The sequence below is a fragment of the Flavobacterium arundinis genome (genome assembly GCF_038289855.1).
Lineage (GTDB): Bacteria > Bacteroidota > Bacteroidia > Flavobacteriales > Flavobacteriaceae > Flavobacterium > Flavobacterium arundinis.
Genome location: NZ_JBBYHR010000012.1, coordinates 40,095 through 66,078, shown reverse-complemented (window position 1 = coordinate 66,078; position 25,984 = coordinate 40,095). Strand labels below are relative to the sequence as shown.

At 45.6% G+C, this 25,984-nt stretch carries 23 protein-coding genes; 11 read left to right on the top strand and 12 right to left on the bottom strand.

Translation table 11 applies throughout. The features are described from left to right. Positions 1-6: 6 nt before the first annotated feature. Both AAEO56_RS18080 and AAEO56_RS18075 read left to right on the top strand, forming a co-directional pair. A complete protein-coding gene (locus tag AAEO56_RS18080; RefSeq protein WP_341698482.1) occupies positions 7-444 on the top strand; it encodes a deoxycytidylate deaminase in 438 nt (145 codons plus the stop codon). Continuing rightward, positions 441-2,030 (top strand): S41 family peptidase, encoded by a 1,590-nt coding sequence (locus tag AAEO56_RS18075; protein ID WP_341698481.1) that lies wholly within the window; start codon positions 441-443, stop codon positions 2,028-2,030. Before AAEO56_RS18080 ends, AAEO56_RS18075 begins: the two co-directional genes overlap by 4 nt. 108 nt (positions 2,031-2,138) lie before the next feature. Here AAEO56_RS18075 and AAEO56_RS18070 read toward each other — a convergent pair whose 3' ends face one another. Next, on the bottom strand, positions 2,139-2,531 hold the full coding sequence (locus AAEO56_RS18070; protein WP_341698480.1) for a hypothetical protein: 393 nt from the start codon (positions 2,529-2,531) through the stop codon (positions 2,139-2,141). Between the two features lie 298 nt (positions 2,532-2,829). Between AAEO56_RS18070 and AAEO56_RS18065 the strand changes: the two genes are divergently transcribed. Continuing rightward, complete coding sequence (locus AAEO56_RS18065) at positions 2,830-6,246, top strand: hypothetical protein (protein ID WP_341698479.1); 3,417 nt, start codon at positions 2,830-2,832, stop codon at positions 6,244-6,246. A 112-nt stretch (positions 6,247-6,358) separates the two neighbouring features. On the opposite strand, the gene AAEO56_RS18060 is transcribed toward AAEO56_RS18065, so the two are convergent. Beyond that, positions 6,359-6,844: a hypothetical protein gene (locus AAEO56_RS18060; RefSeq protein ID WP_341698478.1), complete on the bottom strand. Its 486-nt coding sequence runs from the start codon at positions 6,842-6,844 to the stop codon at positions 6,359-6,361. An 87-nt stretch (positions 6,845-6,931) separates the two neighbouring features. Here AAEO56_RS18060 and AAEO56_RS18055 point away from each other — a divergent pair, with 87 nt between their 5' ends. Continuing rightward, positions 6,932-7,516: a tetratricopeptide repeat protein gene (locus AAEO56_RS18055; protein WP_341698477.1), complete on the top strand. Its 585-nt coding sequence runs from the start codon at positions 6,932-6,934 to the stop codon at positions 7,514-7,516. A gap of 68 nt (positions 7,517-7,584) precedes the next feature. On the opposite strand, the gene AAEO56_RS18050 is transcribed toward AAEO56_RS18055, so the two are convergent. The 6 genes from AAEO56_RS18050 to AAEO56_RS18025 are packed head-to-tail and all read right to left on the bottom strand — an operon-like array spanning position 7,585 to position 12,221. Beyond that, entirely contained in the window at positions 7,585-9,510 is a 1,926-nt protein-coding gene (locus AAEO56_RS18050) for an Ig-like domain-containing protein (RefSeq protein ID WP_341698476.1), read from the bottom strand. 3 nt (positions 9,511-9,513) lie between these two features. Then, positions 9,514-10,041 (bottom strand): ankyrin repeat domain-containing protein, encoded by a 528-nt coding sequence (locus tag AAEO56_RS18045; RefSeq protein WP_341698475.1) that lies wholly within the window; start codon positions 10,039-10,041, stop codon positions 9,514-9,516. A gap of 3 nt (positions 10,042-10,044) precedes the next feature. Next, positions 10,045-10,593, bottom strand: coding sequence for a YceI family protein (locus AAEO56_RS18040; RefSeq protein ID WP_341698474.1), 549 nt, complete (start codon positions 10,591-10,593; stop codon positions 10,045-10,047). A gap of 11 nt (positions 10,594-10,604) precedes the next feature. After that, positions 10,605-10,967, bottom strand: a complete 363-nt coding sequence (locus tag AAEO56_RS18035; RefSeq protein WP_341698473.1) for a cytochrome c — start codon at positions 10,965-10,967, stop codon at positions 10,605-10,607. 1 nt (position 10,968) lies between these two features. Continuing rightward, positions 10,969-11,811 (bottom strand): DUF5777 family beta-barrel protein, encoded by an 843-nt coding sequence (locus AAEO56_RS18030; protein ID WP_341698472.1) that lies wholly within the window; start codon positions 11,809-11,811, stop codon positions 10,969-10,971. Between the two features lie 14 nt (positions 11,812-11,825). Further along, positions 11,826-12,221, bottom strand: a complete 396-nt coding sequence (locus AAEO56_RS18025) for an OB-fold protein (protein WP_341698471.1) — start codon at positions 12,219-12,221, stop codon at positions 11,826-11,828. A gap of 310 nt (positions 12,222-12,531) precedes the next feature. Here AAEO56_RS18025 and AAEO56_RS18020 point away from each other — a divergent pair, with 310 nt between their 5' ends. Then, complete coding sequence (locus tag AAEO56_RS18020; protein ID WP_341698470.1) at positions 12,532-14,718, top strand: T9SS type A sorting domain-containing protein; 2,187 nt, start codon at positions 12,532-12,534, stop codon at positions 14,716-14,718. A 70-nt stretch (positions 14,719-14,788) separates the two neighbouring features. Here the strand turns inward: AAEO56_RS18020 and AAEO56_RS18015 are convergent, their stop codons facing one another. The 4 genes from AAEO56_RS18015 to rlmF form a co-directional block, all read right to left on the bottom strand. Then, on the bottom strand, positions 14,789-15,196 hold the full coding sequence (locus AAEO56_RS18015) for an SRPBCC family protein (RefSeq protein WP_341698469.1): 408 nt from the start codon (positions 15,194-15,196) through the stop codon (positions 14,789-14,791). 101 nt (positions 15,197-15,297) lie between these two features. After that, positions 15,298-15,798, bottom strand: a complete 501-nt coding sequence (locus tag AAEO56_RS18010) for an SRPBCC family protein (protein ID WP_341698468.1) — start codon at positions 15,796-15,798, stop codon at positions 15,298-15,300. Continuing rightward, complete coding sequence (locus AAEO56_RS18005; protein WP_341698467.1) at positions 15,795-16,115, bottom strand: ArsR/SmtB family transcription factor; 321 nt, start codon at positions 16,113-16,115, stop codon at positions 15,795-15,797. The genes AAEO56_RS18010 and AAEO56_RS18005 overlap by 4 nt, the downstream gene beginning before the upstream one ends. Before the next feature lie 143 nt (positions 16,116-16,258). Further along, positions 16,259-17,224 (bottom strand): 23S rRNA (adenine(1618)-N(6))-methyltransferase RlmF, encoded by a 966-nt coding sequence (gene rlmF, locus AAEO56_RS18000; protein WP_341698466.1) that lies wholly within the window; start codon positions 17,222-17,224, stop codon positions 16,259-16,261. A 322-nt stretch (positions 17,225-17,546) separates the two neighbouring features. Between rlmF and AAEO56_RS17995 the strand changes: the two genes are divergently transcribed. From AAEO56_RS17995 to AAEO56_RS17970, 6 genes are all read left to right on the top strand, one after another. Then, complete coding sequence (locus AAEO56_RS17995; protein ID WP_341698465.1) at positions 17,547-18,665, top strand: hypothetical protein; 1,119 nt, start codon at positions 17,547-17,549, stop codon at positions 18,663-18,665. 71 nt (positions 18,666-18,736) lie between these two features. Further along, entirely contained in the window at positions 18,737-19,162 is a 426-nt protein-coding gene (locus AAEO56_RS17990; protein WP_341698464.1) for a hypothetical protein, read from the top strand. Between the two features lie 640 nt (positions 19,163-19,802). Further along, entirely contained in the window at positions 19,803-20,054 is a 252-nt protein-coding gene (locus AAEO56_RS17985) for a hypothetical protein (protein ID WP_341698463.1), read from the top strand. A 50-nt stretch (positions 20,055-20,104) separates the two neighbouring features. After that, positions 20,105-22,504: a hypothetical protein gene (locus tag AAEO56_RS17980; protein ID WP_341698462.1), complete on the top strand. Its 2,400-nt coding sequence runs from the start codon at positions 20,105-20,107 to the stop codon at positions 22,502-22,504. 10 nt (positions 22,505-22,514) lie between these two features. Next, positions 22,515-23,201: a hypothetical protein gene (locus AAEO56_RS17975; RefSeq protein ID WP_341698461.1), complete on the top strand. Its 687-nt coding sequence runs from the start codon at positions 22,515-22,517 to the stop codon at positions 23,199-23,201. A 68-nt stretch (positions 23,202-23,269) separates the two neighbouring features. Next, a complete protein-coding gene (locus AAEO56_RS17970; protein ID WP_341698460.1) occupies positions 23,270-25,549 on the top strand; it encodes a phage tail protein in 2,280 nt (759 codons plus the stop codon). Positions 25,550-25,984 lie beyond the last annotated feature (435 nt).

The window sequence follows — 25,984 nt, the reverse complement described above, 5'->3', positions numbered from 1 at the left end:
TTACAGATGAAAGAAAAGAAACAAAATAAATACGACAGGGCCTACCTGAGGATTGCCCGCGAATGGGGTCAGCTCTCCTACTGCCAACGCAGAAAAGTTGGCGCAATTATTGTTAAAGACAGGATGATCATTTCCGATGGTTATAACGGCACGCCATCGGGGTTTGAGAATTGCTGTGAGGATGATGGAGGCCTTACTAAGTGGTATGTGCTCCACGCCGAAGCCAATGCGATACTGAAAGTGGCCCGTTCAACACAATCCTGCGAAGGCGCAACGCTATACATTACCATGTCGCCCTGCAAAGACTGCAGCAAGCTGATTCACCAGTCGGGTATAAAACGGGTGGTATACCAGGAAACTTATAAAGACAATTCGGGGATCGAATTCCTAGAAAAAGCGGGTGTAGAAGTAGCGTGCCTTCCTGACCTTGACCAGATACAATGAATATAAAGAAGCTATATTTACCAATACTACTGTCCGTTACCCTTGCCATAGGGCTGCTACTGGGCAGTTTCCTTAATTTTCCTGCCGAAAAGCGCGGGATGATAGGGAGTTCCAATAAAAGTAAGCTCAATAAGCTTATCGACTTCATCGACAGTGAATACATTGACGATGTAAATACCGATTCTATTGTTGACCTTACCGTAAACAGTATCCTCGAAAAGCTGGATCCGCACTCGGTATACATCGCAAAAAACGAAATGGAACAGGTGGCCCAGAGCATGAAGGGCGACTTTGTAGGCATAGGCGTCAATTTTTATATGTACAAAGATTCGGTTGCGGTAATCAAGCCAATACCGGGCGGCCCATCTGAAAAGGCTGGAATAAAAGCCGGCGACCGCATACTCTTTGCCGGAAAGGACAAGCTCTTTGGGCGTAAGCTGCCAAATGATTCGTTGTTCTCCAAACTGAAAGGCAAAGAAGGCTCTCAGGTAGCGCTTACTGTTTTCAGGAAAAGCGAGAATAAGAAATTCAACATCAACCTCACACGTGACGTGGTGCCGATAAAAAGCGTTGATGCCTCGATACTGGTGGGCAAATCTACCGGATATATCAAGATCAACCGCTTTGCTGAGACTACGTATGACGAGTTTCACGCTGCTTTGGTAAACCTTAAAAAGCAGGGGGCAAAGTCGCTCATTATCGACCTGCGTGATAACGGCGGCGGCTACCTTGAAATGGCTGTCGAAATTGCCGATGACCTGTTGCCGGACAACCGTATTATCGTAAAAACAAAGAACAAAAAAAACCGCGAAGATATAACCAAAGCCACTAAAGGCGGCATTTTTGAAGAGGGCCCGCTATATGTGCTCATCAACGAGAACAGCGCTTCGGCAAGTGAGATATTGGCAGGTGCGATACAGGATAATGATCGTGGGACTATTGTAGGCAGACGCTCATTTGGCAAGGGGCTTGTACAACGCGAAATGCCTTTGGGCGATGGCAGTGCCGTAAGGCTTACCGTGGCGCGTTATTATACGCCTTCGGGACGTTCAATACAACGAAGCTATGCCGATGGTGGGGAGAAATATTTTAGCGATTTTGAAAAACGATATGAAAGCGGCGAACTGTATTCTGCCGACAGTATAAAAGTTGCCGATACCCTGAAATTCAAAACAGTAAAAGGCCGTATCGTTTATGGCGGCGGCGGTATCATCCCCGACCTTTTTGTACCGCAGGAAGGCAAGCACGGCGACGAGCAGTTGGCCATGATCATGCAAAGCGGGGTCGTAAGTTATTTTGTATTCGAGCAACTGGATAAGGAAAGGACGCAGTTCAAAGGATTACCTTCCAGCCTTGTTTCGGAAAAAGTAAATTCGACCGATAAGTATTTTACCGCATTCGACACTTATCTGAAAAAGAACGGCCTTGTATTCAATCTTGCAAAGCACAAAGACAGAGTAAAACGCTACCTGGCAGCCGAGTTCGTTCGCCAACTATTGAATGATAAAGAGTATTATACGCTGCTGTTGCGGGAGGATAATATGGTGAAGGCGGTTTTAGCCTCACCCCAGCCTTCTGTAAAGTAGGATGAATTATAAAACTTTTAAATGTTGTGGCATCGGTAAGATCGTTTGGTACATCCTCGGCTGCGTTGATGCCGGTTTTGTATGTTTTGGAGGTGAAGTGGTGCATAATTAGTTTTTAATTTTCCATTTCCCTTTAATTGATTTCGGCCACTCCGCTATTTCTCCTAGAGAGTCTCTGTATATCTTTTCAATATTGGAACAATCAAGATAAATTATACTGTCATTTCTTTCAACAATACATTTGTTGCTATTACCGATTTTTGTAAAGTCGTCGCCAGGCCGAATATAATGCTGAAAGTTCGAACCTCCCGATACGTCAATTAAATTTCCATCAGAATTTCTAACTTTTAATGTAGAGCTTCCGCCTTTGTAAAAATCAACTTTTATGACTTTTCCTTTCACTTCCAAAGAAAGATTTTTTTTGTAATAATCTATTACTGACTCATTACTGCAGGAAATGGATAAACTCAAAGTGAAGAATAGTGCAAATCGCTTTAACATCTTAAACAATTTTAAACAAACGTACAAAATTCTTTTTCATCTCCTGATGTTAAGTCCTCTTCCAAGGCCCCTCTCCCAAGTAGAGAGGGGCGGGAGGTGCCGAGAGAACGTGATACTTGTTTGACACATAAAGTAAAGTCATATAATTTTCTTGTCTGAAAGATTGCTTCGTCTTTCCTCCTCGCAAAGACTGTACGGATAACACGATCAGAAGGCAACCCGAAACCCAAAACTCTAAACCCAAAACTTTTAAAAAGGAATACACTACTTTTGCCATTTTGGAGTTTATAGTGTTGTGATGCTGAAAAACAGGTTATTACTGGTGCTTTTATGTTGTGTTTCTGCGCTTTACGGGCAGGAAATTACTACGCCCTATAAAAACCGAAAAATTACTGCCGAACGCGACACGATAAAGATCGACAGCGTGAGCATCAACACCGCTTTTTTTAAATTGCAGGATGCTGCCGGAAAGGATATTGACACCACTAATTACAAAGTTGATTTCCGCAACAGCACGCTGGTATTCCGTAACGGCTTCACTTCGCAGGACACCCTGACACTCCGTTACCTCAGCTACCCGGACTACCTTACGAAAAAATACAGCATTTACGACGATAGCCGGGTGGTGAGCAATGATGCAGGCAAGGAAAACCTGTACAAAGTAACGCGCGACCCGCTTAATACCTTTAAGCCTTTTGACGGGCTTACCACCTCCGGAAGTATTACGCGCGGAATTACTGTAGGAAATAACCAAAGCGCCGTAGTCAACTCCAACCTCGACCTGCAAATTACCGGTAAGCTGTCGGATAAAGTCAGCCTGCGCGCCTCGATCCAGGACACCAATATCCCGTTACAGCAGGGTGGCTATTCGCAAAAGCTGGATGAGTTCGACCAGATCTTTATCGAAATGTTCAGCGATACCTGGAACATTCGGGCGGGCGACCTCTTCCTCGAAAACCGTCAGTCGCGTTTCCTGAATTTCAGTAAAAAAGTACAGGGGCTTTCGACTGCTTTTACTTTTGGTAAAGAGGGTTCTAAAACCTCTATATTCACAGCGGCGGCATTGGTACGCGGGCAATATTCACGCAGTACTTTTACCGGGCAGGAAGGCAACCAGGGACCGTATAAGCTGCGCGGCCCAAATGACGAACTGTACATTTTGGTGATATCCGGGTCGGAGCGCGTATTCGTAAACGGTATTCTTTTGGAACGCGGGGAGAATAACGATTATATTATCGACTATAATGCCGGGGAGATCATTTTTACCTCGCTCTTCCCTATTACTTCAGAGATGCGTATCAATGTGGAATACCAGTATTCCGAGCGCAGCTATACGCGTTTTGTGACCTATGGCGGCGTTAGCCACGAGCGTGACGACTGGAGCATCGGCGGGTATGTCTATTCGGAAAATGATGTAAAGAACCAGCCGTTGCAGCAAAACCTCAGCGCAGAACAGGTGGCAACACTCCAACAGGCCGGTGATAATGCCAACCTGATGACAGCGCCTTCTGCGTATGTGGACACGTATTCCGAAAACAAGATACTGTACCGCAAAACCACGGTAAACGGCGTGGATGTATTCGAATATTCCAACGACCCTGAGGAAACGCTTTATAATGTGCGCTTCACCCTGTTGGGTAATAACCTGGGTAATTATATTTTGGCGAATGCCGCAGCCGTCGGGCGTATTTATGAATATGTCGCTCCGCTGAACGGTGTTCCGCAGGGAAATTACGAACCCATAATCCGCCTAACAGCCCCGAGCAAAATACAGATAGCCACGGTACTAGGCAAATACAACCCGAGTGAAAAAACATTTATTGATTTTGAGGCCGGCCTGAGCAACAACGACCTCAACCTCTACTCCCCCATCGACGATGGAAACAATAAAGGCCTTGCGGGTAAGCTTGATGCGAAACAACGGCTTTACACAGGTACATGGGAACTGGATGCTTTTGCCAATTACCAGGTCATACAAAAAGATTTCAGGACGATAGAGCGGTTGTTCAACATCGAATTCGGCCGCGACTGGAACTTAACGAATATATTGACGACCAATTCGAACCAAAGCTACCTGATAACCGGGACTACCTTTCGCCTGCCGCAAAAAGGACAGGTAAATTACCAGCTGGAAAAACTGGATTTTTCAGGCGCTTTTACGGGAACGCGCCATGTGGTGGACGGCAGGTTTAACTTCAAAAAACTATTAATACAAAACCGCGGAAGCCTCCTCAACAGTGACGGTGATTATTCCACTTCAACATTTCTTCGCAATGAGGCGTTGGCCAAATACCATTTCTCGAAAAACTGGGTGGGCGGTACCGTAAGGCTTGAAGACAATCGTGAAAAGATAAAGGCTACCGGCCAATATACCGCACTTAGCCAGCGTTTCAGCGAGTTTGGCGCTTTTGTGGGACGAGGAGACAGCACTAAGGTGTTTGTTGAGCTTGGCTACCTGCAACGCGCCAACGACAGCCTTGTGAACGGGCAGCTGAAAAAAGTAAATACCTCCAACTCCTATTATTTAAAATCAAGGCTATTACAAACCGATAAGAGCGACCTTACCTTGTTCGCCAATTACCGCCGCCTGAAATTTGAAGACCCGGCGTTTAAGGATGAGCCATCGCTCAACTCAAGGCTTTTGTATAACGACCGGTATTGGAACCAACTGGTACAGGTAACCACGGCCTACGAAACCACATCGGGCACCATAGCGCAACAGGAATTTACCTACCTCGCCGTCGAGGCCGGGCAGGGGGTTTATACATGGAACGATTATAACGGTAATGGAATACAGGAACTTCAGGAGTTTGAGATAGCGCCTTTTCCGGACCAGGCAACATTTGTAAGGGTGTTCCTGCCCAACCAGGTATTTGTCCGTACGCACCAGAATAAATTCTCGCAGTCGGTTACCCTAAACCCGAATCAATGGCAGAATGAGAAAGGATTTAAGAAGTTCCTTTCCTATTTCTATGACCAGGCATCGTACCTGATAGACCGTAAGATCGAGCGCAGTACCGATAATTTTGACCTCAACCCGTTTTCCGGCAGTGAAGCCGACTTGCTTGGGCTCACTTCCGGTTTCCGTAACAGCCTTTTTTACAACCGCGGGAAGCAGGACCATTCGGTTACGTACACCTACATCAATAACCGTGCAAAGACGCTGCTGACAGTTGGCTCACAGGAAAACAGCAACAGTTCGCACCAGCTGCAGTATGCGCACCTTGTCCAAAAAATATGGCTGTTCAATTTTTCGGGTCAGACCATCGAATCGGAAACCAAATCCGAGAATTACGGCAGCAAGAACTTTAAAATCGAGGGATATCTTTTAGGCCCGAAAGTGTCCTATATCTTTTCGCGCAATGCCAGCTGGGACCTTTTTTATGAATACCGTAACAAAGAAAACCGCATCGGTGATATGGAGACACTGTACCAGCAACGACTTGGAACGTCATTTAATTATGCTTCGGAAAAACAGTTTACCGCAAGCGGCGAGTTTTCATTATACAAAAACGATTTTACCGGCAACCAGCTCTCCCCTGCCGCCTACAGTATGCTCGAAGGATTATTGCCTGGGCAGAACCTCACATGGCGCCTGCTGCTGCAAAAGAACCTTACGCAGTTCCTCGATATCAACATCAACTACCAGGGTCGGAAAAGCGAGACCAGCAAGGCAATACATACAGGGAATATACAGTTACGGGCTTATTTTTAATTGGAAGCCAGCAGAAGAAAATGTCATATTGAGTGCAGTCGAAATGCGGCATTTTCTTCTGCTAGCTTCTCGACTGCGCTCGAAGTGACATCCGTATTAAATACTATTATCATCAATTAAACATTGCTCTTTCCTTCTTTGAAAAAGCATCCGACTGCATAGCGTATTTTTTGGTAAAGTCTTTAAGGGATGCCTCCTGCTTTGCGTAGTTCTTTATCAGGAAAGCTTTATCTTCTTTCAGTTCAGAAGTGTAGCCGGTTATCCAGGGCACATTATCCTGGATGTTCAGGCGGATCAGTCGGGCCTCATAATTGTCAGGGGCTTTTTCTATAGTAGTATCCAGCAAATCGGTGCCACGGTTAAAGAGCCTTGTTTTGGAGATAAGCCCGCTTTCATATTTTGCCAACAGCACAATGGAGGCCGCTTTATAGGCCATAAGGGTATGGTTGCTGCCATTGGACTCAAGGTTCGCAAGGTCGGCGTGGAAAGCATTGGCGCTGCTTTCGGAGGTTGCCGCATCAATATACTTCTGCCTTACCGATACCAGTTCGGAATTTCCTGTAAAGAACAGTAAAAGGCAAATGGACAATAATTTCATAGGCAAACAAATATTGCGCAAATTAAACATATCGAACGGAAATCTGCACATAATATTTTATATTTAGCAAATCAACCGAATGATTTCATGAAAAAACACTTCTTATTTTTGCTTATAATGTTGTTTGCTTCCAATGCTCAAAGCCAGGCGCAACGTGATGAAAAGCTTTTAAAAAAATATGCAAAGGCTATAGACAAATTCAATAATGCCAACGATTCTTCGAAGGCGGAATTTTACTACAAGCGTGGCGGTATAAGGCAGGATTACCTTGATCTACAGGGAGCGATAACCGATTATAATAAAACCCTGAAATTGGAGCCGGAAAATGCTAAAGCATATTATAATCGCGGCCTTGCCAAAATGGATCTTGAACTACTTAAGGAAGCGATACTTGATTTTACAAAGGCTATCGAGATTGACCCTATGAACGATTTTGCTTATAATAACAGGGGCATTTGTAAATATATGCAGGAAAATTATCCGGCCGCAATAGAAGATTATACCATGGCTATACAGGTTAACCCGAAATTTGCAGAAGCCTATAATAATCGTGCATCAAGCAGGTTTGAAATGGGATTAATAAATGAAGGCTGTGAGGATTTACATAGAGCCTATGATCTTGGCCTTAAAAACAGTATGAACGGTATAAAAAAATATTGCGAACGTATATAAAACAGAAAGGGGCGCTTCACGACGAAGACACCCCTTTCAAAAAAAACCAACTAGTTATCTTAAATAAATTACTGCTTCATTATTTTCAGTGAGGCTGACGTTCCTTTAGCGGTAATTACTTTTATACTATAACTTCCTGCAGGAAGCTGCGATACATTTATTTCTATTTTTTCTCCCTGCGCTTTCTGCGAAATGACTTTCTGCCCCAACATGTTGAATACGGCTGCTTCAGATAGCGCTGTATTATTGCTAATGGTTACAAAATCATTCGCCGGGTTAGGGAAAGCAACAAGGTTTTTCAACTCGAAATCTGAAGTGCTTAAAACCTCATCTGCGGTTATCATGAGCATTTCGCTCTCGCATCCGTTTATGGTTTGTGTTACATGGTACATTTCTCCATCTGCCAACACCGTATCGGTTCCTACTTCAACAAGGTCTCCTGCATCATTAAGCATGTACCATGTAATTTCCGCGCCAATGAACACCGATATTTGGAAGTCGGCAATAGTCTCTCCTGCTGTAAATTGCTGTGTTTCCACTCCTCCCGGTGCAGCAGGTATTGGGTTGATTATCACATTTATTGTTTGGGCAGGGCTTTCACATTCGCCTATGTGTTGTGTGGCGTTATAGGCCGTGCCGTTTAACATTACGGTAGTTGCAGGCAATTCAGCACCTCCTGTTGCAAGATGCCATTTGAGGGTAGTGCCTGTGGTGGTGTTTATATCCAGGTCAGCCAGTGTAGCGCCCTCACAAAAGGCCTGTGTTTCGTTGGCTGTTGACGGGCCCGGGACAGCAGTAACTGTAACTTCGATCGGAAGCCTTTCGCTCACGCAGTTGCCCAGTGTCTGGCTCACATAATAAGTAGTTGTTGCCAACCCCATATCTGCGGGAAGGTCGGCACCTCCTGTCGGCACTACATACCAGTGCAGCTGCGCGCCGGATAATGCCGTAGCAGAAAGATCGGAAACTGTTGCACCCGAGCAGAATTCCTGTGTGTTGTCAGCTGTTGTAGGTGTTGCCAATGGAACATAGCTTACCGCCACCGTTGCCCTTGTGCTTTCGCAGGTGCCAACGGTTTGGGATACATAATAATTCCCTGCTGTAAGTACCGTAATGCCTGCAAGAGGGGAACCTCCTGTAGGTGCTGCATACCAGTTGATAGTTCCTGTACCGGTTGCGCTGAGGTTGGCAACTGTCGATTCTGAACAAAATTGCTGTGTAGCCGCCGCGGTAGGCTGTGCCACGGTAGTTACGGTTACCCCTACAGGGATCCTCGCGCTTTCGCAGGCATCAACGGTTTGGGAAACATAGTAGGTTGCGCTTGTAAGTGCTGTAGTGCCCGCAAGTGCCGTTCCGCCTGTGGCAGCAGCATACCAGTTGAATGTAGCGCCGGTTGCGCCTGTCGCTATGAGGTTTGATACGGTTGCTGCACCACAAAATGATTGTGCCGAAGCAGTAGCAGCATCCGGAGGGATACAGCTGAACGTCTTGTTAATCGCGTAGCCCCTGTTATTCTGGTGATAGGCCAGGCTGAAGGACACCGATGCTGAACGTGCATAGGCAAAGTCAATATTGGCATCGCTATACACAAACGTATAGTCATTGGTATCGCCTGTATTGAAAGCCCTTGTGGCAACAATTGTCCTTGTTCCTGCCGCTACCGTATTGGATGTAACGGTCCAGTTGTTTACCGCATCTGTAGACGGCGTTACGCCCACACCGTTATGCACGGCATCGACCAATGTGGTACCGTTGTAATATACAACGTCCTTGCCTGCCTCCATACCGTCTCCCTGTACGAAAGAGCCAAACTGGAGCGCATACCACCTATCCGACGGGCCGGTGAACGTAAGTGTAGCTGTTGATGTCGTGTTGTTCAGGTCGAGTTTGGCTGTCATACCCGCCAGCAGGTTGACCACACCCGTGGTCTTGCTCTGCGCATGCAGGCCGGCTGCCGACAACACCACCAGCGCAATAAGTAATAGTTTTTTCATGTTTTAGTTTTTTAATAGGTTAATGACTTCCTGGTTTTTGGTGAAAACTGCATAATCGTAAGGGGTCTTGCCCTCTTTGTCCGTCTGTTTTTTATCTGCTTTGTGCTTCAGCAGTAATTTCATGAACTCAATATTTTCAAATTCGGTAGCATAGATAAGCGGTGTAATGCCGGTTGGGTCGGCAATATTCGGGTTCGCCCCTTTTTCGAGCAATGCTTTTGCAAGCCTCACGTTGCCCTTTACGGCTACAGCGGCAAGGGCTGTCCCACTGGAACTGTCATAGTCTACATTCTTTACATTCTTGATAAGAAACTCCGCCACTTCGTTATTGCCACGGTAGCAGGCGAGGATCAGCGGTGTAAACCCCATTGGGTTTACTGCATTAATGGTGTCTTTTTTTATCGCCATGAGCGCCTTCATTTCATCCACCGTACCACGGCGGGCGGTATCGAATACATCCATTTTAGGTGAAGCCTGCGCATTGCAAAATACAGATGCCAGCATTGTAAGGAAGAATACTAGTTTTTTCATGTGTTATTTGGTTAAAGAAAGATTGTATGTGATCGTTACTTTTTCAGCTACTTTTTTGCTCACCATTTTTGGCACCTCGATATCAAAATCGGCAGGCTTCACCTGGAAGCCGCCTGTAATTATAATGTTATTGCCAGACTTTGATATTTTGGCCGTATCAGTAATTTTCTTCGTCTTCCCATGCATGGTAAGGTCGCCTGTAATGTTGAAAGCCTGCGGTTCCGAGGTGAGTTTTGCTACGTCCAGCCCTTCTACTTTGCCTTTGAATGTCGCCTTCGGGTATTTGCTTGTTTCAGCATAATTTTCATTAAAGTGTTCTTCCATCAGGGCCACTTTAAACCGGAAGCCATTCATAAGCGCTAAGACGGCAATCTCACCATTGGAAGCATCCAAAATAGCTGAAGCGCTTTTATTCTCAGCGGCAACTTCTTCAAAAGAAGCCACCGAAGCTTCAAATTTCAGTACTCCTGCCCTTGTATTGTATTTCTGCCCATAAAACACTAATGGGCAAAGCATTAGAAGTAAAAGTACGATGTATTTTAATCGTTTCATAATTTAGTATTTTAATTTTCCAACAATCCGTCAGCATTCCATTGCAGTATCAGGTTTATCTTGTCCTGAGGCATCCTGCCTGTTTGCGGCATAATGCCCGGCTCGCCGTTTTGGCGTTGTATCCTTTGGAGCAGGTTGGTATTCTGTACCGCATCCTTAAGCTCGTTATACGTACCTAAAGGCCTGAATTCAGACACGCCGCCCGAGCCATGGCAGCTAAGGCAGTTGGCCGCTATTATCGGCTGTATGTCCTGGTAGGTCACATCACCTGTTATAACCTGGCTATCCTGCAGGTCTTCATACGTATTCGACTCGCAGCTGTATAAGGCCATTATAAACAATGGGTACGCTATATATATTTTTATTTTTTTCATATTAAAAAACCCTGTATAAGTTAAACCCGAAAAAGAAATCGCCTTTTGCCCAATCGCCCGATGCGCGGGTTATGTACCCGCTTTCGGTCATCGATTGCGAATTCGTGAAAAGCAGCTGGAAAATATGCCCGCCTGTCTCTACATCCAACCCTACGGATAGGGGATTTTTATAAAAATCAGGCTTGTCGAAATTGTACACATATTCGAGGTTAAGCGACAGCCTTTTGGTCAGCTTCACCCTTCCTCCTGAGCCTATTGAGAACTGGTTGTCATTCTCTATAGCAGGGTCATACAGATTTTTGTGTATAAATGACGGCACCAGCTCAAACGAAAGCCTGTCCGAAAATTTTCTTGAAACAATTACCTGGCTGATATACGAAAGCCTGTCGCTGAATTGCAGCTTCGGGTAATCTTCTTCTCTAAGTAAAGAATTCATGTCAACCGTATTGTAGCCCACCACATCGACCGGAAAAGTATCACTTTGCCTTGCCACCCTGTATTTAAGGCCGGTTTCATATACCTTTAGCATGGTGTGCCTCGAAGCGCTTACAGAGAGCCAGTCGGTAATACCATAAATGCCGCCTATTTTTGTGGTAGCCATATCAAAACCGAAAAATTCGGATATCCCGCCTTTAACGGTCCCGAACCTGTGCGATACCACAAAATAAAACTCTTTTTTTGCAGGCATTTTTGTGGTTTGCAGCGTTACCACCTGCAATCCCTTGAAAACGGCGGTGGCATAATTGTTTTCTGTTTTAGTCGAATCGAGCTCCGTAAGCAGGTCGTCTTGTGCACTGGCTGCCATACTGCCGAAAAGGCATGCGGCAAGTAAAAATATTCTCATCTGTTTTATAGGTGTTATTCTTTAATCGTGCACTGGTCCAGCTTCACTTCGCCAAAAAGCTCATCGTACCCGATGCACCTTCCTTTTACGGTTGCCGCTTTACCATTGCTTTTCTTTTCGGGCAGCCTGTCAAAACCGCAAACCACAACCGAATCTATTATCGCGACAGAGTCTGAAACGCTGGTTATCTTCCCTTTCACTTCAATAGTCTTATTCAGGTACTTTTGGTCTGCAGCCATGGCATCCTTTTTATAATCGCTTACTAATTGGTCCGCTGCAATAATGCTCGTTGCTTCTTCATTTCCAATATCCCTTGCACCCTTATACAGGTAGCCTTTATAAAAACCTACTGCACCCAGTGCTAATATGATAGCTACCACTACTATTGTTATCGCTTTTTTGCTCATCATTACAACATTGAATAAGATATAATACAGACTTATTTTCCACAAAACTATAGAAGATCCTGAAGCGACGGTTAAAATAAGGATGGATGGGATTTTCTATTTAGAATTTGAAAGTTTTGAATGAGAATTTGATAAAAGGCTTTTAAAAACAGAAAGGGTGCGCCGCTTTTTAAATAGCCTACAAGGCAGGTAGGGTATTTGATTATTAAGATGTTATAGTTACTTATGCTGCATGTATTAAGAAATAGCTTGCGAATTATAAACTTTATTTTATAAAATCCATCTAAACCAATATCAATTTAAATTAATATCTATGAAAAAAACTTTACACACCGGGCCGTTTTCAGGCCGAATTATCAAAGGGCTTTTTCTGATTGTACTACTTTCAGTCACTGCGGGCATGAACGCGCAGATAACCTCTTTCCCGTGGACAGAAACATTCAACAGCGACTCTTCTACGCGCGACAGCTGGACCCAGATTTATGAGCTGAACAATATGTCCTGGACTTATACACAAGATGCCTCTACAGGTAGTTATGACCTTGACCCTTATGATGGCGACTTTGCTAATTTTCCCGGAACGTCGCATGATTTTGATACGACAAAGCTGGTAAGCCCCCTACTTAACCTTACAGGAATGAGCAATGTTACACTGAACTTTGTTTATGTAAACCCTTTCTGGAGCCCTGACCAAAACTGGCTGACAATCTATTACCGCACATCGGCTGCCGGGGCATGGGTGCAACTACAGGAATACCATAGTGATGTAACTACCTGGACGCCATCGGGCAGCATCAGCCTTCCCAATCCGTCTGCCACGTACCAGATAGCTATAGAATGTAAAACCGATTATGGCTATTCTACTTTGGTAGACCAGGTTGTTGTTAACGGAACGGCAGGGGCGGTTACTGTGGCCAGCGTAGATGTAGCCACACAGGGCAACGTACCTGCAACCATTACTACCGCAGGAGGTACACTGCCGCTAACGGCTACTGTAAACCCGGCAGGCGCTAACCAGGCTGTAACATGGTCGGTAGTAAGCGGGCCTGCAACAGTGAACGCTTCGGGAGTGGTTACCGCAACTGCTAACGGGTCTGTTACGGTGCGCGCAACCTCGGTGGAAGACCCAACAAAATTTGACGACATCGTAATCACTGTAAACGTACCGCCAGCGGTTACGGGTGTTGAGGTAACAACCCAGGGCAGTGTACCGGCAACGATTACAACAGCGGGAGGGACATTGCCGCTAGTGGCTACCGTAAGTCCTGCGGGGGCCAACCAAGCTGTAACATGGTCGGTTATGGCGGGATCGGCATTCGGATCAGTGAGCGCTACAGGGGTTGTTACGGCTATTGCCAACGGAGTCGTTACCATTCAGGCGACATCGGTTGCAGACCCGACCAAATCTGACACTATCGATATCCTTATTGATGTAGTGATACCGGTTGCCAGCGTAGCAGTAAGCACCGAAGGCGGGGTACCTGCCGAGATCACGATAGCAGAGGGAACGCTCCAGTTGGAAGCTTCCGTAAACCCTACGGGTGCCAACCAGGATGTAACATGGTCTGTGGTGAGTGGTTCTTCATCTGCTTCGGTAAGCGCCGACGGGCTTGTGACCGCCGTTGCTAACGGAAGCGTTACTGTGAGGGCAACTTCGGTAGAGGATCCAACAAAATTTGATGATATTGTAATTACTATAAATGTTCCTGTAGCCGTTGCAGATGTTGTAATATCAACGCAAGGCAATGTACCGGCAGAAATTACCACTACGGGCGGAACGCTCCAACTGGAAGCTACCGTAAACCCTGCGGACGCAAGCCAGGAAGTAACATGGTCGGTAATTGCCGGCTCAGCGTTTGGATCAGTAAGCGCTTCAGGAGTTGTTACTGCTACTGGCAACGGAACAGTTACCATACAGGCTACATCGGTTGCAGACCCTACAAAAACGGATAGTATAGATGTCCTTATAAATACTGTCATCGCCGTTGAAAGTGTGGAGGCAGGTACTGAAGGCAATGTACCGGCAACAATTACTACAGACGGCGGAACGCTCCAACTGGTAGCTACAGTGAACCCTGACGGCGCCGACCAGGATGTAACATGGTCAATAGTTAGCGGGGGAGATTTTGCAACTTTAGGCGCTGACGGGCTGGTAACTGCCACTGCTGACGGGACCATTGTGATACGGGTTACTTCGGTTAGCGATCCTACCAAATTTGACGATATTACCATAACCATTTCAGGAAACCTTGGCACAGGCGATTTTAGCATCAGCAGCATAAAAGCCTACCCGAACCCGGTTACCGATGTATTGCATATTACAGCATCGGAAGCCATCAAAACAGTTGAAGTATATACTATGCTGGGTCAGCAAATGACTGCCAAAACAGTAAGCGGTGACCAGGGCCAGATTGATATGGCATCGTTTGCAGTCGGGAATTATATCCTGAAAATCATTACGGAGAATGCTTCAAAGACAATAAAAATCGTTAAAGAATAACGCACTCATTTTATATAAATAATAAAACCGCGGCTTCTACAGTCGCGGTTTTGCTTATATATACAGGACCTTAGTTGCTCTCTGTATACTTTTTAAAGTTGTCCAGTATCGCCTGCCATCCCTGTTTCTGGAATTCTTCAGGATGTTCGTTTTCAGCGTCAAAAACTACAGTGACTTTTGTTTTATCACCAAGCTCGTCAAATGTTACTGTCGATTGCCTGCCTCCAAAAGAGTAGGTGAATTTCTCATTTTCTATAACTTCGTCATAGATCGCCTCAAAGTCGAAGCCAAAGCTTCCGTCCTTTGCCTCCATGCGGGCATTGTATTTTCCGCCTACCCTCATGTCGTTCTCAGCTCTTGGGCATTGCCAGTCGTCTGACGCAAAATTCCATTTAGTGATGTGTTCCGGCTTGGTATAATAGTCCCAAACCTTTTTCCTGTCTGCGGCAACAGTTGCCTCTACGGTTATTTTTCCCATAATTATTATTAGTTATTTAGCATAACAAAGAAATGACAAACCTTTTAAAACAAAAGGGTGGATTAAAGTCAAAACAGAGGGGATTTCCAGCCAAAACCCTTTTATTTTAATTTTTCGAATAGCTCGTCCAGGCTGTTCAGCGTCATGGTGAACCCTTCTTTAAAGCCCATTTGTATCATCATTTCCAGGTCGGCCAGTTTTTCATGTTTGATCTGAATATCGACGGTTGTGGTATCGCCATGATCTATAAAATCAAGGTTCCAGTCAGATGTTGGCATGCCTTCGGTCAGATTTCCATCTTCATCGCTAAAAGTATTCGATTGCTGAAAGTTGGTTTTTGGTGAAATAGAGGTATAATCCTGTACCCCCCAATGCTTTTCCCCTTGCGGGCCTACCATGGCATACAGCCTGCGCCCGCCTTCTTTAAAGTCCATCGACTTCGTTTCGGACTTCCACGGTTTTGGGGCCCACCATTGGTCAAGCAGCTCGGCTTTTGTAAAAACATCCCATACTAAAGAGCGTTCTGCTGCGAAATCCCTTTTTACATGTACTGTATTCGTTTCTTTGTTTACAGTAAAATCGAAATTTAAATAGCTGTTCATGATTTATTATTTTTAAGGTTGGATAATACATCGTCAAGCTGGCTGAACCGCGTTTCCCATAGCTGACGGAATTGCTCGAGCCATTTATCAATTTCTTTCATTTTGTCTATTTCAAGCTGGTAGTAAATTTCCCTTCCTTTTTGTTCCTGCCTTATCAGGTCGCATTCCAAAAGTATCTTCAGGTGCTTTGATACCGCCTGCCGCGTCGTGTCAAAATGTTCGGCAAGCGCATTTGGTGTCATGGCCTGCGCTGCTATAAGCACCAGTATTGCCCTTCGCGTCGGGTCGGCTATAGCCTGGAATATATCTCTTCTCATAATTTCATATCTATTTATGCAATCATTCAGTTGCAAATATATGCGCAATTATTTGGTTGCGCAAGTTTTTTGGGAATTTTTTATATCTGGAATGTGTTAGGTTGGATTTAAGTAAAAACCCACAACATACGGATTAAGGTTTCTTATTTAATTCTCCATCTTGTTTCCCGCCACACTTTCTGTTCCTCTTTAGAAAGGAATGTCCAGGCTACGATGCGGGTAGATTTGTTACCGGTTCCCATCGGGGTGGTTTTGACCTGGTCAGCTTTAATTTCTTCCAAAGCCTTGTAGATACCTTTCAGGTTGGACTGTTTGGATACCAGAGTCGAGAACCAAAAGCAGCGTTTTGCAAAATCCCTGCTCTCAAGAATCATGTTATGGATAAACCCGCTCTCTCCCCCGTCATAAATGAGTTCGTTGCTGATGCCTGCAAAATTGAGTTCGGGTGTTTTCTCTTTTCTCCCTGAAAGGTTCTTTACTTTTCGCTGTGTACCTTTTTGGGCATCGGTGGCAGAAGAATGGAATGGGGGGTTGCAAAGTGAGGCATCAATTTTATCTCCTGTACCCAATATGCCTCGAAATATAGCTTTCGGGTTCGCTTGCAGCCGACATTCAATTTTATTTACAAGCGTTTGATTTGCATCAATAATGGCCTCCGCCGAAGCTATTGATTTTGGATCGATGTCCGAACCGATAAAGTTCCAGCCATATTCTGCAACCCCTAATATCGGATAAATGCAGTTTGCCCCCAACCCGACATCGAGACATGTAATTTTATTTCCTTCGGGCATCCTGCCAAAATTACTCTCCTTCAGCAGGTCAGCAATATAATGGATATAATCTGCTCTTCCCGGTATGGGCGGAGTTAGGTTTTCATCGGGAAATTCCCAGTGCTTTATTCCATAATAATAGTGAAGCAGGGCCTTATTAAGCAGTTTTACAGCAGCAGGATTTGAGAAATCGACAGAGGGATCTCCAAATTTATTAGGCTTTACATAGACTTTCAAATCAGGTGTACAATCAATTAACGCATCCAGGTCATAGCGTTCCCTGTTTTTATTACGTGGATGGAGCACGGATTTTTCCTGCTGGTTTTTATCTGATGCCATGGATGTTGAATTATTGGGATGCAAGTTACGTATTCAGGCTGTAACATTCTAAAACAAAAAAAGCACCGCTTATACTATGGTTTTAGGTTGTGGCGAAATCTGTTGCCTCGAAAGGTCCACGCTGTAACTTTTAAGATGGCCACTTAACGATTCTTTGCGATTGGTAAAAGCTACGTCAAGTAGCCTGAGCGATCTAAGAATTTCATTGTGGCTCCTTATAATCCTTTTACTGATTAAAAACCAAATTTTTGACATATCAGGTAGTTTTTAAACATATTCAATTTTTTTTGTGTGCATTTCTTTGCGTATTAATTTAGTATATATGACAAGGCACAGAGCAAAACTTAAGGCAATTTTAGTTTGTTTTTTTTATATAAGTACATTTTACAGCCAGGTAAAAATCGGCGACAATCCCACCGTCATTGGTACAAGTTCGTTACTTGAGCTCCAAAGCAGCAACAAAGGGCTTGTTTTACCAAGGGTGGCTAACGTCTCGATGATCAGCAACCCGGTTACCGGCATGGCTGTTTACGACCTTAGCAATAACTGCTTAAGGATCTATACAAACGGGCAGTGGTCGGATTGCCTGAACCCGTCTGCCGCTTATGGCCTGCCGGGCAGCAATGGCACCTCCCAAGTACTGGCTTACAATTGTTCAGGGCTAAGCAAGGGTACAATGACGGTTGGCCAGTCGGTGTCCGGGGTAACGCAGGGCATAACAGTTACTGTTGCCTCCGGTGGCACCTACTCGATAAGCGCTACCGCCAATGGGGTCACTTTTTCCGGAGGGGGTACATGGGCAGCAGCAGGAACGTATAACGTGAACCTTGAGGCCTCAGGTACGCCGACTGCTGCAGGCACGGCAACTTTTGTATTGAATACCAATCCAGGCTGCAGCTTTACACGCAGCATAAGCGAGTCCTTCAGTAACGCTGTATGCAGTACATCTTACGGACAGTTTCCTGTTACCGTAAGTATTAATTCGCAAAACATTACCATAACAAAACCGGGAACCAATAGCACGGTTACTGCAATAACACATTGTGGCGTTACTACGTCGGCTACACAATGCCCAAGAATATACTATGGGCAAAGCGCTAGCTACAATTTCAGCAGCTCTTTAAAGAATGTGCAATGCTACATCACGGGTGTAAACGGCGACCAGGATAATGAAGGTGTAACGGTAACCGCATTTCTCAATAATATGCCTATTGCCGTGCAACTTGTGCCGTTTGCAGGCTGTGCGGAAGATTATAACGCTACCCAGGATGGGGTAAAAGGTATATTAAAGTGTAGTACAAATAGCGATTCCAATAGTGGTGTGGTATTTAATATCAGTTCTTCGGAGCCTTACAACAAAATTGTAATTGCTCGTAACTCAACAGAAACCGAAGGATCATTATTTCTTGAGTTGTTACTGTGCAATGCGCAGTTACCATAGAGTTTATAAAGAAGTTATTATAAAGAGGATCCCTGCAAGAATGCAGGTCTTGTAAATTTATTTGGCCTATAATGGAAAACACAGCAGTTGCGCAAAATAGCGATGCCATTTTATTTATCAACGCAATTGGCGTAATGTATACCGACAGGGTAATTATACCAGCACACAGTGCGCACAACCCCATTTACTACAAAGACCTGAGAAGGGTACAAATAATCAAGAGGCAGATAAAGACAGTAAACATTGCGGGGTTTGTACTATGCATTGCCGTATGCCTTATTGCCGCTATGGTAAATTATAGCATCAGGGAGAAGGCTTTAATACTGGTGTACGCACTGCCGCTGCTGGCTGTTGGAATTTTTTACAAAAATGTCCGCTACAAGATTATCCTGGAATACAAAGACCAACCCGCTAAAAGCTTTCAGCTTCAAAAAACATTAAAGCCTGATGCCAAGAATTTTATTGTAAAAATAAACAAGGTACTCAGGAAAAAATAAATGCCCTGTGGCAGTTATAAATTACACGATAATTCTTTTGCAAAATCAAATGATGATGAAAGATACCTACCTGCAAAAACTGGAACGCCTGTATTTAAAAATAGCGTTGTATATTTTTTACCGCTAGGCGCTGCACACCTACATAATTTATTGCTGCATTATAGGTAGCTTCCTTAACATAATCGCCTTAAAACAGAATAACCCACCCCCCTATACCCCCAAACCTTTTAACAAGTATTCTAGCAGTGTGTGCCCCACGGCATCAACATCATATTATTGAATTACAGATAAATACCTATCCATCAATTTATATTGAGGTGTGCTTTATAGTGGATATCCGGCAGCTCCGGGTTGGGTACCGAAGACAGCTTATATGTTAAAACCTGTTGTTCGTTACACGATGCGCACCGTTCATTAAGCGGTTACTATGCAGTCATAAAAGTGGTCATACATTTACACTGATTAATAATATCCAATAGCCGTAAACAGGCATGGATCCTGTAATATATGAGCACAGTACCGGAAAATTGTAAATAAAACCTATAGCATTTACAAAAGTTGAAGTCAGCATTTTAGATTACGGTACTGTGCCTCATTTTATTATTAGCCATGGTTACTAATGCACTTAAATATTTATACAATGAAGAAGATTATTTTAATTTTTGCGCTTTTAAGCACCTTATTTTCCTATTCCTCCGGGATTTCGGAGGAACTGGGAAGGACGGGCGTCAGATTCGGCGGAACCGTAGGATTTGAAGACGATGGCGATGGCCCCCCTGTAGAAGACCCACCTGCTCCTATTGATGACTGGATACCTTACCTCATGTCCATTGGGGTACTCATTGGTGCAGGTTATTACGTACAGGGCCGGACTATCCGGCGACTCGAATGATCCCCTTACATCGAGGGATTTAATCACTAACCGTTTAATAACCAAATAGTATGATTGATAAATACAAACATCTTTCGGCAGTAAAGCTATTACTGCTGCTTTATTTGTTTTGCACCGTGCCGGTTCCAGAACTGTATGCCCAGTTACAAAACAATGCATCGCTCTACATTGGCGCAGGCGCAAACATGCACGTAAGCCAGGGTACTTATAATTTTGGCACGAATCCGGCGTCTACAGTTACTTCGCGGAGCACAAATTACGGTGTGCTTTCCTTTGCCGCTGCGGCAAGCTGGGCCAACGCTTCCGAGAGCCATTTTATAGATGGTTACTTCAGGTATTATGGTACTGCAACCGTAATAGCTCCTGTTGGGAACGATGAGGTACTGGCGCCCGTTGCCGTTGCTCCTACAACGACATCCGGGGTAGATGTAGCCTATGTGCGCGGGTTACCGACAGCGGTTAGCGCTGTCCTGGCTCCTGAAATAAGCGAGATCTCGTCTACGGAGTACTGGAAACTGGGCGGCACTTCGCCGGCGGTAATCACCCTGACGTGGCGGGAGTCCAGCAACATTGGTAGTATGCTGCTTACCCCTTCGCTATCCTATATTACTATAGTAGGGTATGATGGCAGCGAGTGGGTAGAGATCCCTTCGTTCTCTGACAGCGTTGCGCTAACCGGCGGCGCCTCAACCCTAACGACAGGCTCTATTACCAGTACAGCTGCGGTTAGCCCGGGCGTTTACCAGGCTGTAACAATAGGCGTTAAAACAGAGGCTTCATGCCTTCCTGTACTGGTATCATCGGGCAATGTTAAAACATGGAACGGATCTTCATGGTCCCCTTCCGCACCGGGGATCAACGATCCTATTGTTATCGACGGGCCGTTTTCGGGCAGCCTTGCGTGCCACTCGGTTACGCTGAATGCTGATTATATACTTGCGGATGGCGACATGCTCGAGGTGGTACATGGCTTTACCGGAAGCGGTACCGTGATCATGAGCCCCGAGGCCAGCTTGTTGCAGCGAAGCGGCACCGCTGCCCCCCCAAAGATACAAATGAGCAAGATCACCAACCCGATGCGAAGGTTTGATTATGTGTTCTTGAGCAGCCCCATAAATGATTTCTCTACCTTCTTCGGACACATGAACAGCCCTTCAAATACTGCTGTAAACGGTTCTTATGATACCTACGATAATTCAGCATTCTATAATTTCTTTACAGACAGCAATGGCACAAGCTCCATACCGGTCACGGCATCAAATGTACCAATCGGTCGGGGATTTGCCGCTACTGTGCGGTATACGCAGGGACCTTATAACCTGTCAACCAGCGCAGGGGCATGGTATACCGAGAAGTATCCTGTATATATTAAAACAGAAGGTACAGCCAACAATGGGACTATTGCTGTGCCGGTACCCGATACTGCCGGGTGGGTGCGTATAGGAAACCCTTACCCATCGCCTATGAATGCCGAGAAGCTGCTCGATGCCATGGGCGATAATTTCAGGAAAACAATTTACTTCTGGTCTTACAATACACCCAGGCAAAGCCTTCAAAACAGTGCGACCAATTATAATGATGCAGACTATGCCGTTTTTAACTACACCGGTGGTGTAGCGGCCTGCCCCCAATGCCAGGTGCCCAACGGGTACATTGCCACCATGCAGTCAGTATATGTACGCAAGCTCAATCCAGCCCCAATAGCCTTTAGCCTGAGCAACTGTATCCGCGATCTTTCCGGCAACAGCAACTTTTTCAGAGCCAACGGTGCACAAACCGGTAAGTTCAGGCTCAACCTTACCGGAAGCAGGGGTTCTTTCAGCCAAGTACTCATTGCCTACAGCGCAGCGGGAACCCCAACCTATGATAATGGTTACGATTCTGCCCGTATGGCTAACGCAAGCTCCTCGGAGTTAAATTCGATTATAGAGGGAAGTACCTCAGGGTATGCTATCCAGACCAGGCCGGCTTTTGAAGCTACCGATATTGTGCCGCTCCAGGTGGTAAAGCGTGCGGAGGAAACTTTCACGGTTACCTACAGCGATGGGGATGGCGTGTTTGCAGCCGATGAAGTTACCATTTACCTGCACGACAAGCTGCTGGGGCTGTACCACAACGTAAAAGAGGATGGCCCGTACACCTTTGCACAGGGCGAGAATGTAAACACCGACCGTTTTGAGGTTGTGTATACTGCCGAAGCGCTTTCGGGTAATGAGTACACAGCGTATGGCGCATTTGCCTATGCTAAAGACCATGCTTTTTATGCGCAGGCAGGGCTCGAAATGAAACAGGTGGAGATTTTTGACCTTACCGGAAGGCTGGTACAGGTATATAAGGATATAAACACCATGCAGCTAAAAAGGCCGTTTGACCATGAGCAGGCCGTATACCTGGCTAAAATAACGCTGGCAAACGGTGCGGTAGTAAAACAAAAAATAATTAACAACTAATACCGGGGCCATGAAAAAATTCCGATATGCTTTTTTTGCCCTCATCGGTTCCGGTAGCGTGTTTGCGCAGACAGTGCCCAGCGTTGCGGATGTACCTTTCAATCAGTGGTCGGTAGAAGTAATGGTGGGGCAAAACAAGCCCGTGCGTCCCTTTACCGAGGGATACTACCTCTCGAACCCACAGCGATATATGTTCTTTTCAGAAATAAGCCACGTTGATATTGGCGGCAGGTACATGCTCTCGGAATATTTTGGCTTTAAGGCCGACATTGGCCTTGACCGTTTCCGGAGCGTTTCCGGCAGCGGGTCGCTGCCATTCGACTCGAAATCGTGGCGGATAGGCTTACAGGGCGTGGCCAACATAGGCAGGGTGCTAAAGTTCGAATCGTTTTCCGGACGCCTGGGGCTGCTGGCCCATGCCGGGGTGTTTGTCTCCCGGTTTAAGTCGGCAGGTATCCACGAAGACAACGGCGGATGGATACTGGGCATAACCCCGCAGGTGCGGATAACCGACAGGCTTGCGGTAAACATGGACCTTTCGGCATTGTACAGCGTGAGGCAGCACCTTACCTGGGACGGGAAGCCCGCCGACCCCACTAACAACCTTACGGGCACGGTTTCGAGCCTCTCTGTGGGAGCCACGTGGTACCTGGGCAAAAAAAATAAACATGCCGACTGGTACACCATCCGAAAGTAATCCTGATAATTATATCCGCACACAACGCGACAAGTGTGTTTTTTTCCAATCCTAATACAAGAAGTAACATGAAAAAACAATTATTATTAATGGCGTTTTTCACCTCGCTTTGTGCCACGGCACAGGTAAAGATAGGTGATAACCCTACGACCGTAGACAGCAACGCTGTTTTTGAGTTAGAAAGCACCAACAAGGGTGTATTGTTCCCGCGGATGGCGCTAAGCAGCACCACAAGCGCAAGCCCGCTAAGCGCATTTGTAGCGGGTATGACCGTGTATAACACTACTACCGCAGGGAGCGGCACTACTGCCGTGAGCCCGGGGTTGTATTACTCCGACGGTACCAAGTGGGTGGCGCTGGGCAAAGACTGGGCCGAAGACCAAAGCCTGGGCAGCATAGCGATATTCCCGTTTGCCAATGTACCTTCAACCTACCTAATATGTAACGGTGCAGCAGTGAGCCGCACTACCTATGCCGCCCTGTTTGCTAAAATAGGTACGACTTATGGAGCGGGCAACGGCACTACCACCTTTAACCTGCCCGACCTGCGCGGCGAGTTTGTACGCGGCTTGGACAGCGGCCGTGGTGTAGATACCGGAAGGGTATTGGGCAGTGCGCAGGCACAGGCAACCGCAAGGCCTACTACAGGATTCACAGGCGTTACTAATAATGCTGGTGCTCATACACACACTACAACATTTTCAACTCAATTGGACGGTGTGGACAATGGCACTTATAATAGAGATCTTCAGAGGGGCGACAATAGTACAATAGGTACTTTAGTTAAAACAACTTCTTCTGACGGAAACCATACTCACACCGTTACCATCAACGGTGGTGGCGACAGCGAAACCCGCCCGCGCAACGTGGCTATGGTATATGCCATAAAAGCGGTAGAGAGCATTGTTTCCGGCGGCAGCAGCGGATCGGGCAGTGGCACTACGTACAGCGGCTCGCAATCTGTAACGCTAAACGGTACTACCTTTGAAAGGGCTGCACTTACCGGCGATGTTACAGCTCCGGCTAACAGCAATGCGACCACGATTGCGGCCAATGCCGTTACATCGGCTAAAATTGCCGATGGTACTGTGGGCACGGCAGATCTTGCTAACAATGCGGTAACCGTTGCTAAACTCCCTGTAGGTGCTACAGCTACATCTTACCTGAGGGGTGATGGCACCTGGGCTACTCCAGCAGGAACTAATTACACAGGTTCAACATCGGTGGCCTTGAACGGTACCAGCTTTCAAAGAGCTGCCCTTACCGGCGATGTGACTGCTGCGGCCAACACCAACGCGACTGTAATTGCGGCTAATGCTGTTACTTCGGCTAAAATTGCTGATGGCGCTGTGGCTACGGCTGACCTTGCTAACAATGCGGTAACCGTTGCTAAACTCCCTACAGGTGCTACAGCTACATCTTACCTGAGGGGTGATGGCACCTGGGCTACTCCAGCAGGAACTACTTACACAGGTTCAACATCGGTGGCCTTGAACGGTAACAGCTTTCAAAGGGCTGCCCTTACCGGAGATGTGACCGCTGCGGCTAATACCAACACTACCACTATCGCGGCTAATGCCGTTACGTCGGCTAAAATTGCCGATGGAGCAATTATTACCGCAGACCTTGCTGACAATGCTGTTACTTCTGCAAAAATTGTAAATGGTACAATAATTACTACAGACCTTGCTGACAATGCTGTTACTTCTGAAAAAATTGTAAATGGTACAATAATTACTACAGACCTTGCTGACAATTCCATCACTACGGCAAAAATCGTAAACGGAACAGTGGGTTTAGCTGATTTAGAAAATGGTGCTGTTACTTCAACTAAAATTGCAGACGGTACTATTGCAGCTGTTGATATTGCCAATAATGCCATAACCGTGGCAAAACTTCCGGCCGGTGCTACTGCAACTACTTATCTCAGGGGTGACGGTACATGGAACGCTATTCCAAATGCTAATTCTAATACAACACAAGTTGTATTAGCAGCGGGTGCAACATCAGCAAATTTATTAACGCAAGGCTTTGGTTCATATAAAATTATTATAACCCAACGTAATGTTTGTGGTCAAAATAATTACCACGAAATTCTTGCAAATATTAGTGGCGCCCAAAGTGCAATACGTTTTTTAGGCGGTGTAACCGCCAATACTGAACCAACTATTAACCAGGAAACTACAGTACAATTAAAAGTTGATGGACCTAATAATTGTAACTTCGCAGGAAACAACGTTAGCCTAAGCTATAGACTTACTTTTAATAACGCTGACGACACCCTTAAAATCACGAATACTGGCGCTACGGGAGGGACATATAATGTTACATTAATCAAAATGATATAATTTCCAAGTAGTTTATCAGTAAATTTAATTTGACTGTGCGTAATTATTTGTTCAGCAACTTTTAAAAAGCGCACTCCTACATAGTAAGCTATAATTTAAGGCTACTAACAACAGTTTTTATATGGTGTTAGTAAGATATCATTATTATTATTATGGTAAAACCTCTGGACTTGTGCCTGAGGAAATAACCACGGCGGCGGGCGGGCCCCCACCCCTGCCGTGTGTTTTTACAAAATTAACTACACCATTTTTGTAAATATAGTAAGGTTGTAGGGAGTCATCTTTTGGAGATGCCGTATGCCCAAAGGCCTACGGCTGTTTAAAAGTACCTGAACAAATTGTTTTTACATTAATTGGACGTCAAAGGTTGGTTGCCTTTGGCTTTTGGGGGAAACCGCGGGACTTGTGCCTGCGGTTTTTTTGTTGCCCGGAGAA

What these genes read in the sequence shown, in the direction of transcription:
- AAEO56_RS18080 (WP_341698482.1), top strand. Translation starts at nt 7, where the DNA reads ATGAAAGAAAAGAAACAAAATAAATACGACAGGGCCTACCTGAGGATT.
- AAEO56_RS18075 (WP_341698481.1), top strand. Translation starts at nt 441, where the DNA reads ATGAATATAAAGAAGCTATATTTACCAATACTACTGTCCGTTACCCTT.
- AAEO56_RS18070 (WP_341698480.1), bottom strand. Translation starts at nt 2,531, where the DNA reads ATGTTAAAGCGATTTGCACTATTCTTCACTTTGAGTTTATCCATTTCC.
- AAEO56_RS18065 (WP_341698479.1), top strand. Translation starts at nt 2,830, where the DNA reads ATGCTGAAAAACAGGTTATTACTGGTGCTTTTATGTTGTGTTTCTGCG.
- AAEO56_RS18060 (WP_341698478.1), bottom strand. Translation starts at nt 6,844, where the DNA reads ATGAAATTATTGTCCATTTGCCTTTTACTGTTCTTTACAGGAAATTCC.
- AAEO56_RS18055 (WP_341698477.1), top strand. Translation starts at nt 6,932, where the DNA reads ATGAAAAAACACTTCTTATTTTTGCTTATAATGTTGTTTGCTTCCAAT.
- AAEO56_RS18050 (WP_341698476.1), bottom strand. Translation starts at nt 9,510, where the DNA reads ATGAAAAAACTATTACTTATTGCGCTGGTGGTGTTGTCGGCAGCCGGC.
- AAEO56_RS18045 (WP_341698475.1), bottom strand. Translation starts at nt 10,041, where the DNA reads ATGAAAAAACTAGTATTCTTCCTTACAATGCTGGCATCTGTATTTTGC.
- AAEO56_RS18040 (WP_341698474.1), bottom strand. Translation starts at nt 10,593, where the DNA reads ATGAAACGATTAAAATACATCGTACTTTTACTTCTAATGCTTTGCCCA.
- AAEO56_RS18035 (WP_341698473.1), bottom strand. Translation starts at nt 10,967, where the DNA reads ATGAAAAAAATAAAAATATATATAGCGTACCCATTGTTTATAATGGCC.
- AAEO56_RS18030 (WP_341698472.1), bottom strand. Translation starts at nt 11,811, where the DNA reads ATGAGAATATTTTTACTTGCCGCATGCCTTTTCGGCAGTATGGCAGCC.
- AAEO56_RS18025 (WP_341698471.1), bottom strand. Translation starts at nt 12,221, where the DNA reads ATGATGAGCAAAAAAGCGATAACAATAGTAGTGGTAGCTATCATATTA.
- AAEO56_RS18020 (WP_341698470.1), top strand. Translation starts at nt 12,532, where the DNA reads ATGAAAAAAACTTTACACACCGGGCCGTTTTCAGGCCGAATTATCAAA.
- AAEO56_RS18015 (WP_341698469.1), bottom strand. Translation starts at nt 15,196, where the DNA reads ATGGGAAAAATAACCGTAGAGGCAACTGTTGCCGCAGACAGGAAAAAG.
- AAEO56_RS18010 (WP_341698468.1), bottom strand. Translation starts at nt 15,798, where the DNA reads ATGAACAGCTATTTAAATTTCGATTTTACTGTAAACAAAGAAACGAAT.
- AAEO56_RS18005 (WP_341698467.1), bottom strand. Translation starts at nt 16,115, where the DNA reads ATGAGAAGAGATATATTCCAGGCTATAGCCGACCCGACGCGAAGGGCA.
- rlmF (WP_341698466.1), bottom strand. Translation starts at nt 17,224, where the DNA reads ATGGCATCAGATAAAAACCAGCAGGAAAAATCCGTGCTCCATCCACGT.
- AAEO56_RS17995 (WP_341698465.1), top strand. Translation starts at nt 17,547, where the DNA reads ATGACAAGGCACAGAGCAAAACTTAAGGCAATTTTAGTTTGTTTTTTT.
- AAEO56_RS17990 (WP_341698464.1), top strand. Translation starts at nt 18,737, where the DNA reads ATGGAAAACACAGCAGTTGCGCAAAATAGCGATGCCATTTTATTTATC.
- AAEO56_RS17985 (WP_341698463.1), top strand. Translation starts at nt 19,803, where the DNA reads ATGAAGAAGATTATTTTAATTTTTGCGCTTTTAAGCACCTTATTTTCC.
- AAEO56_RS17980 (WP_341698462.1), top strand. Translation starts at nt 20,105, where the DNA reads ATGATTGATAAATACAAACATCTTTCGGCAGTAAAGCTATTACTGCTG.
- AAEO56_RS17975 (WP_341698461.1), top strand. Translation starts at nt 22,515, where the DNA reads ATGAAAAAATTCCGATATGCTTTTTTTGCCCTCATCGGTTCCGGTAGC.
- AAEO56_RS17970 (WP_341698460.1), top strand. Translation starts at nt 23,270, where the DNA reads ATGAAAAAACAATTATTATTAATGGCGTTTTTCACCTCGCTTTGTGCC.